7 protein-coding genes are annotated in these 8,053 nt (G+C 70.5%); 3 read left to right on the top strand and 4 right to left on the bottom strand.

Annotated elements, in window-relative coordinates; genetic code table 11:
* The 3 genes from FOE67_RS10235 to tpg form a co-directional block, all read left to right on the top strand.
* A partial coding sequence (locus tag FOE67_RS10235; RefSeq protein ID WP_498370696.1) for an MFS transporter occupies nucleotides 1-620 on the top strand: 620 nt, incomplete at its 5' end.
* A gap of 573 nt (nucleotides 621-1,193) precedes the next feature.
* The gene (locus FOE67_RS10230) at nucleotides 1,194-2,000 is read left to right on the top strand and encodes an HAD family hydrolase (RefSeq protein ID WP_182662778.1); all 807 of its coding nucleotides are present in this window, start codon (nucleotides 1,194-1,196) and stop codon (nucleotides 1,998-2,000) included.
* 794 nt (nucleotides 2,001-2,794) lie between these two features.
* On the top strand, nucleotides 2,795-3,349 hold the full coding sequence (gene tpg / locus FOE67_RS10225) for a telomere-protecting terminal protein Tpg (protein ID WP_182662776.1): 555 nt from the start codon (nucleotides 2,795-2,797) through the stop codon (nucleotides 3,347-3,349).
* 241 nt (nucleotides 3,350-3,590) lie between these two features.
* Here tpg and FOE67_RS10220 read toward each other — a convergent pair whose 3' ends face one another.
* The 4 genes from FOE67_RS10220 to FOE67_RS10205 form a co-directional block, all read right to left on the bottom strand.
* Complete coding sequence (locus FOE67_RS10220; protein WP_182662774.1) at nucleotides 3,591-3,812, bottom strand: hypothetical protein; 222 nt, start codon at nucleotides 3,810-3,812, stop codon at nucleotides 3,591-3,593.
* Nucleotides 3,813-4,145: 333 nt separating this feature from the next.
* On the bottom strand, nucleotides 4,146-4,598 hold the full coding sequence (locus FOE67_RS10215) for a hypothetical protein (protein ID WP_323384639.1): 453 nt from the start codon (nucleotides 4,596-4,598) through the stop codon (nucleotides 4,146-4,148).
* Nucleotides 4,588-4,869: a hypothetical protein gene (locus tag FOE67_RS10210; RefSeq protein ID WP_182662772.1), complete on the bottom strand. Its 282-nt coding sequence runs from the start codon at nucleotides 4,867-4,869 to the stop codon at nucleotides 4,588-4,590. Before FOE67_RS10210 ends, FOE67_RS10215 begins: the two co-directional genes overlap by 11 nt.
* A 174-nt stretch (nucleotides 4,870-5,043) precedes the next feature.
* Nucleotides 5,044-7,461 (bottom strand): DEAD/DEAH box helicase, encoded by a 2,418-nt coding sequence (locus FOE67_RS10205; RefSeq protein ID WP_182662770.1) that lies wholly within the window; start codon nucleotides 7,459-7,461, stop codon nucleotides 5,044-5,046.
* Between the last annotated feature and the right edge of the window lie 592 nt (nucleotides 7,462-8,053).

Below are 8,053 nucleotides of genomic sequence, written 5' to 3'. Positions count from 1 at the left end.
CGCCCGCCCCCGGCGTCACCACCCTCGATGCCTACCGCGCCATGGGGCGACTACTGACCCGACCGGCCGTGGTGTTCCTGCTGCTCGCCGCCGCCACCCTGTTGTGCGGCTTCGTCGCCCTCTACACCGGTCTGCAGACCACCGGTCCCGAGGCACTGGCCGGGGATGCCGACGCTCTGTTGGCGATGCGCGCCTGTGCGCTGCCCGCGATGCTGCTGGTACCGCTGCTTGCCGCCCGGGGCTTCGCCCGGATCCCCCCGGGGCGGCGGGTATTCGGTGCCCTCCTGTTGGCAGGCCTGACCAGCGGCCTCGTCGCGCTGCTCTCCGGAAACGACATCGGCGTGGTGATGCTCGGCGCGCTGCTGTTCGTCTTCGTCTTCGCGGTCGCCGTCGCCGCTCCCGCCCTGGTCGAGGCGATCGGCCGGTTGGCCGGCCCCGCCCGCGGAGCCGGTGTGGCGCTCTACACCTTTGCCCTCTTCGTCGGCGCGGGACTCGGCCCGCAGTTCGCCACCGCCCCGGACGGCGGCTACGGCACCGTGGCCGGCGGGGTGGCCGCGCTGCTGATGTGCGGCGCAGGCATGGCATGGATCGGGGAAAAGACCACACGAGCACACCGATGACCGGGACGCAGGCGATGGTGCTTGCGCCCAGTCGGGCCGAGCCCGCCGTGCCGCCGAGTCGGCCAACAGCGGATACCCACCGGGAGACACATGGCGATCACACCGTTGTCGTGGCGCGCCACCACCCACCGGCTGCCCCGGCACACCGCCCCGGCGCCGCCCGTGCCACCGCGGTCGTCGACCAGGTCGACGGCACCTCGCCCGGCCACGGACGACCGACCACCGAGGCCTCCGCCCCGACCCGGGCGCCCCGGACCGGTCCCCACCGGCCGCACCTCATCGCCCCCGAGCCCGCACCGGGAGTGGAGGTGCAGGAGGTGGACCGGTACGACGGGACGAAGCCCGCCGCCGCGGACGGCCGACACCCCGTCACCACCCCGAAGGTGAAGACGCGTCACACCCACGGCCGGCACACACGGGACCTCGTGAACAGCCGGGATGAGGTGATTTCCCACGAGCGGGATATCCGCGGGGAGCCGAGATGCGGTTGCGTGATGCATGGATCGTCGAGCCGGAAGACCCCCGCCCACAGCCGGGGCCGCCCCACATGCTTGCCGAAGGGAGAATCCGACCATGACCGCCACACCCGTGGCACCGATCGCGTTCTTCGATGTCGACGAGACGTTGATCAACACCAAGAGCATGTTCGACTTCCTCCGCTTCCACCTGGGAGAGGAGACCTACATCCGCGAGGCGGAACGGCTACGGGCCATGGCACAGGCGGGCGCGGACCGCAGCGAGGTCAACCGGGCCTACTACCGCCTGTACGCGGGTGCACTCTGGTCCGACCTGTTGGCGCAGGGCCGTCGCTGGTACGAAGAGATACGTTCCGGCCGTCGTATCGGCCCCCCGCTCATCGCCTCCACACTGGCCGCCCTGCGCCACCACCGGACAGCCGGACACCGCATCGCCCTGGTCTCCGGCTCGTTCCTGCCGTGCCTGGCCCCCCTGGCCGAGCACCTCGGAGCGGACACGGTGCTGTGCACCGACCCGGTACGCAACGGGCAGGGAAAGCTCACGGGGGAGGTGATCCGTCCGGTGATCGGCCCCCACAAGGTGGCCGTCGCGCGGGAGGCCGCCGCACGGGAAGGCGTGCCGATGACCGACTGCTACGCCTATGGGGATCACGCCAGCGACCTGGACCTCCTGCGGGCGGCCGGCCGACCCCACGTCGTCGGCGGTGACCCCCTGCTGATGGAACACGCCCACCGGTACGGCTGGCCGGTGCTGTCCACCGCGGTCCTCGTGACCGAACCCACCCCTACGGGAGGGCTGTGTGCCGTGGTCTCCTCCCCCTGTGGGGGAGGATGTTCCGTGGCCGCGTGGTCCATGCCCGACGACCTGGCAGCGGACTGGGAGTGCACCGCCGCAGCCCGGTGAACCCCGTCCCCGTCACCTTCTTCGTGACCCCGAAACAGGGCTCCCGGCCGGCGGGCCCGGCATGACTTGCCCCCTGCCGGCCGGATGGGCGCGGAGGCGATGTCACCGGGCCCGGGGCCACCGACCGCCGATGAGAGGCCCGGCCGCCATCCGGGCCCGGCGCAACACCGGGCGCCGGAAGCACGGATCGGCGAACCCTTGGAGACCCACCCTCTTTCCGGGATTCCGCCCCCGGTGCCCGCAATCGGTGTCGGGGCCGCCGCCGTGCCGCCGGCCTCCTGTGTCGGACTCGCCCCGGCCACCAAGTTCCCCGGCCGGGCCTTGCCCCGCCACCCGCTACGAGCCGGCCCGGGCGGTCGTCGACGCCCTGCGGGACGCGACCCCGACCACCCGCACCGCTACCACCGGGCGGGAACAGCCGGAGCGGGAATCTCGAACCCCCACCGGGAACGCTCGCCACCGGCTGCTGCGCTGAGAACTCATCAGTGATGATAGGTGTGCATATGCGGAGTACGGAGGAGCAACTGCGGCTGACGGTCGCGGCGTTGTTGTTCGCGACGGGGGAGACGCAGCGGGAGTTGCGGGCGGGGGCAGACGGAGATCTCCCGTCGCCAGTCCGGCGCCACGCCCTGGACTCTCGCGGATCTGGATGCCCTGGCCGCGCATTACGGCATTCCGGTGCCGGATCTGTTGTGCGGGGTGGACCACGCCCTCGCTGGGCTGCCCGCCCACCGGCGAGCCGCGACTCTGGGCGGCGCGCGGGCCACCATTGCGACCGAGGGGGAGTAGGGGTTGTGGGGGAGGTCGAGGAGGCGATCGAGCGCGCGGACCGTGAGGGCTTCACCCGGCAGCCGCCGAAGACGTTGAAGGGCCGGATCAACTTTCTGGTCAAACAGCTGGGCAGCACGAGGGCCGTCGCGCGGGAGATCGGGGTCACCGCGGACTCGGTGAACCGCTACCGGCGCGGTGCCCGTACCGCCCGCCCCGATATCGCGGCCCGGATCGAGGACGCGGTCCGGTCCCGGTGGCAGCCCGGCGTGCGCAAACGCCGCCGCCGGCAGGCGGCCACCACCGGCGGGGTCACCATCGAGACCCGCGCCCGCTTCGGATACACCGCACCGGTCGGCACCACCGACGACGGACGCTTCCGCCGCCTGACCGTGCACCTTCCCCCCGAGTACGCCCGCCGTCTGTTCGACGCACGCGAACAAGGAGCCAGCGACCGGCAGATGCGCGACATCATCGCCGAAGGGCTCAAAGAGGTGTACTTCCAGGACGGCGGCCACCGCGCCATGGGACTCACGGACGTGGCCATCACCGATATCGACTACCTGGACCTGGACTACTGACCAGGAGCCACGCACACGAAGCGGCCCGCCCCGTGTGACTGAGCCCTTCACTTGGCGGATGAGCGGTTGAGTTGGCGCACTGAGCACCCGCGCGTGTTTTCGCCCCCGGCCGCCGGCCCGTACCGGCGCGGGCGCCACAGGCCCGCCGAGGCTCGCCGCCGCTTCATGGCTCCGAGAGGTCTGTCAGCAGCCATACAGGCACGCGGTGATGCGTTCCAGGACTACAGGGATAGGGGCGTGCTCAGAGATACCGCCTCAGCCAGTCGGGCATGCTCGGGTCGTCGAGTCCCCAGGACTCCTGGAGCGATTCGTCCTTCTGCCAGGTGTTCTCATCGCCGTCGAAGAACTTCTGCCGGTGGCACTTGTACTTGACGACGGTGTCGCCTTCGAGCCTGTACTCGTTCCAGTAGTAGTTCTGCCTCCCGTGGCCTTTCCACTCCTGGGTCGTGTAGATCGTCGTCATGAAGTCGGAGTGTAGCCAGGGCGCTGACCCGGCTTGACGGCGTAACCCGGACAGGCCGGGGCGAGTGAGGAGGCGATCGCGGACGCCGCCGACACCGGAGTACGGGCCGCAGTAGCGAAGAGGACGGCGTCCTCGCCGAGGAGATCCACAAAGGGTTTGGGAAGTAGGAACACCTGCTCAACAACGTGTGACTGAGCGCCTCGGCTTGCCAGGCGTCCCCACGCGGGTGCTCAGTGCGCCAACTCAACCGCTCATCCGCCAAGTGAAGCGCTCAGTCACCCCCCCGGCATTGCAGCTGCCGGGGCGGGCCGTTGTCGATCGCTGCCGGCGCCGTCACCGCCCCGCGCCCCGGCACGGTCCCCGATGTGGTGTGGTGACGGTGCCCGGTGCGCTTCGCCGGTCGTCGGGTGCGCTGCCCACCCACGCGATCGGCTGCCCCTGGCTGTTGTGGCCCCGGGGCGGTTCCTCCATTGAGGTTTCGTGGCCCTTCTCCAGGACGCAGATCCGTCCCCAGCGGCCGTGCTTGCCGGGACGGATCCCGGTGAGCCGGGCCGCGTCGCCCTCGCGCACGGCCTGTTCGTAGCGGTCCTGGAAAGGCTGGAGGCGTGTGCTCAGCTCTCTGCCGAGTTCCGTCTCCGCCGCCTCGATGTGTGCCCGCGCCTCCTGCACCCCGGGGTCGGACAGCAGAACCGAGATCACCGTCTCCGCCTCCAGGAACGCATGGGTGCGGCCGTGCCGCCGCAGTGCCTCCCGTACACGTTCCTCCTGCGTGTGGTCACCGGTCACGGTCGTCCCCTCGCTCACCGCAGGACCCGGCCCCGGCAGCCCGCTGATCGGCCGCCGGCTCGTGGGCCCGCAGGATTTCCCCGCCGGCCGGCAGTGTCCGGGTGGCGCGGGCGCGTCCGCGTTGTCGGTAGGCGTTGTCGGCCACACGGACCAGCACGTCCAACGCCCGGTCCACGGCGGTGTCCCAGCCGTCGTCGTGGGCGGCGCCGTGGTCCTCGGGGGGCGCTGCCGTGCAGTTCTTCCACCCAGCAGTGCGCGTCGGCCACCGCACCGGCCTCCAGCGCACACAGGAGTTCGTCCGCCTCCTGCGGCTCCAGCCCGGCGGCCGCGAGGATGGTGTGGACCCTCATCCGGGCGCCGACCGCCATCGTCCGGTGGTCACCCATCCGCCGACGCGGATCACCGCTGGCCACCCGCCGCGCCGCTTCTCCCTTGCCCGGGGGCCTCACGCCGCCCCTTCCTGTGCCGTCGTGGCCCAGTGGAGTCCGAGGTCGGCGAGTGCGGTGAGTTTGTCGGTGGTCAGCTTCGCCCGGCGGGTTTTGGTGTTGGTCAGCCACACCCCGAGCTTCACGGCGTGTTCCTGGCCGCCGACCGCCACCGTTTCCACATGGCCTCTGGGGACGGTCACCGAGCCCTCACGGGCCTTGTACTGGGCCAGGGCCGCCACGCCCTTCTCGAAGGCGCTCACGGCCGCCCCGGGGGTCTTGACGGGCTCTGTCTGCTGCGGGGGTGGTGGGGTGATGCCGATGGCCTCCAGCAGTTCACGCTGCCCGGCCGCCAGCCCTTCCCACCCCTTCGGGGTCCGCTGGCGGGCCAGCCATCGCCCGATGTCCATGCCGTGGACGGTGACCCCGGGCAGGACGTCGACCCCGCCCTGTTCGTCGGCCAGGAGTGCGCGCAGCGCGGCGTAGTGGCGTTGCCAGGCGGGGGGCCAGGAGGGGTTCCAGTTCTCGTCCACGGCCTCCAGCGCGGCCTTCCACTCCGGGTGGTCCTCCAGCGCCCTGGGGCGCCGGAGGTTGGACAGCCATTGCCCGATCGGCCGGTCCAGCGCGGTCGCGGTGCGGGGCGCGCACAACGTCCAGTGCTCCTCGAAGTAGGCCCTCGCCGCCTCCAGGTTCTCCTGGAACCTCTGGTCGGCCAGGGACCAGACCATGCCGAGTTGCTCCAGGCGCTGGGCGCGCCGGGCGCTCATCTGCCCGGCTGTGTAGGCGCGGCGTTGTTCCGCGACCCATTGCCCCAGGGGTGTCGCGCCCTCGCGGTGTCCGTAGGGCACCCGGGCGTGATGCTCACGCTCGGTGAACTTCTTCAAGGCCGCCCAGCCGCGGGCCCAGTCCTGGCGTTCGGTGTCGATCACGTTGAAGGAGACCCAGTTCGCGACCATCAGCGGGTCACGCGGGGCGGCGAATCGCAGCAACAGACGCGATTCTTCCTCGCCCTCCCCGGGCGCGGTGCCGATGTCCACGGAGGGCTGCGCGACGTTCTTCTGCGGCTCCTGCGGAATCGCGAGCAATTCCACGGCCTCCTCATCATGAGCCCGCAGACCCTCCAATACCTTGACCAAAGGCCGGTACGACCCGGAGGTGAACATGTCCTCCGGCTGCTCCCCGGGCCGAAGGAAAACCGGCACAATGAGCGAAGCGAGTTTCCCTTCTCCGGGCTTTTGCCGCAACGCACGCCCGATGGCCTGCACGATGTCGTGCGGCGCCCCTTTCGGGTCCAACAGGGCCACGGAATCCACGGCCCGGATGTCCACGCCCTCGCCCAGGACCCGGCAGTTGGAGAGCACCGCCCGCCGCGCGGTGGTCCCGAACGATCCCAGCACCTCCCGCCGACGCTCGGGTACGTGCTCGCCGCACAACCAGTCCGCCCACACCTTCGCCGGGTACGTCTCCGGGGCGTCGGTGTGCAGCCGCTTGGCCACACGCTCCAGCCCTTCCGCGTAGGCCCGGGCCTCGATCGTGCGGTGGTGGAAGGTGATGCACGTCGACAGGTTGTGCTGCGCCATGGTGTGCAGGAGCGCGGCCTGCAGCGCCCCGAGGCGCTGCCCGCGGACCTCCTCGCCGTGCCGGTCCTCGCCCATCAGCCGCTCGGGCGTGACGACCGGATCCGCCAGCTCCAGAACGATGATCTGATACCGCGCCAGCAGACCGCGGGTGATGGCGGATGCCAAGGTCAGTTTGTACAGCACCGGTCCGAAGACCTTCTCGTCATCCATCGAGGCCGCCATCTCACGCGGCAGCGGATCGCGCGCCCCCTCGGCGACCTCGCGGTTCAGCCGTTCCTCCCAGATCCGCGGCGTCGCGGTGAGGTACAGCCGCCGGTGCGCGGGGATCACGGCCTGGTCGTGGATGCCGGCCCACGCCTTGCCCATCGAGCCCGAGGTGCGGTGTGCCTCATCGACCACCGCCAGGTCCACCGGCGCCAGTCTCTGCCCGTAGACGCCCTCGAAGGCATCCGCCAGGACACCCAGCGAGGCGTAGGTCGCGTAGATGGTCACCGGGCCCTCTGCGTGCCACATCGCCAGCCGTACCGGGTTGGTGGTCGAACGCACCCCCAGATCCCACAGCTCCGGGTCGTCCTGAAGGGAGCAGACGGCAACAGCCGGGCCCCTGTGACCCACCCGGTGCCATTCCTTGACTGACTGCGCCAAAAGATCCAGCGTCGGCACCAGGACCAGAATCCGGCCCTTGGGCAGCATCTCGCGAGCGGCGAAAGCCGCCGTGATGGTCTTGCCGGTGCCGCACGCGGAAATCACCTGCCCCCGCAATCCTTCGGCCGGAATACCACCGGGCGGGATATCGAATCCACGCTTGATGGCGCCAACCGTCTCGATCTGGTGAGCACGCAAATCGCTTCTCTTCATGACCACGAGGAGGAGGCTCCTTCTTTCGGGAACCGGAAAAGGGAGTCCCGGCGCGAAGTGCGCGGCTCGGGGATGTGGTGCCTACTCCCAAACTCTACACAGTGAGGCGCCATGATGCATCACCCTTGCGTCAACTTCGCACCTCGGAGTGAAGCACGGCCCGGCCTCGCCCATGGCGGCCGATTCTCCCGTATACACTCAAGAGCGTCGTCGGGTACAGGCGCACGCGATCGGGGCGTTTCCGGAGGCGGGGAGGGGGGTCGGGTGGAGCGCAGCGGAACCCGTCCCCGGGCCGCGACCACCATTCGGCCGGATCCGACCCACCGTCACCCTCCCCGCCGAAGTGGTGGGTGGAAACCCCAGGCCGTACACAGGGACGCGCACGATGCACCCCCTCCCGCAGCCGGCCATCGGGGCCCCGCAAGCGGGGCCCCCACTATTCGCGCCTGCGCGAATAGTGCCGCCTTTCCGAGAATTCCGCTTGCGGAATTCAATTCCCCCGCTTGCGGGGGAATTCGGCGAAGCGAAGCGGAGCCGTCGCCACTCGCGAAGCGAGTGGCCGCACTTCCCGGCGCGCCAGCGCCGGGTATCC

This window comes from Streptomyces calidiresistens (assembly GCF_014141525.1).
GTDB lineage: Bacteria > Actinomycetota > Actinomycetes > Streptomycetales > Streptomycetaceae > Streptomyces > Streptomyces calidiresistens.
This window is presented reverse-complemented; position numbering and strand designations above follow the sequence as displayed.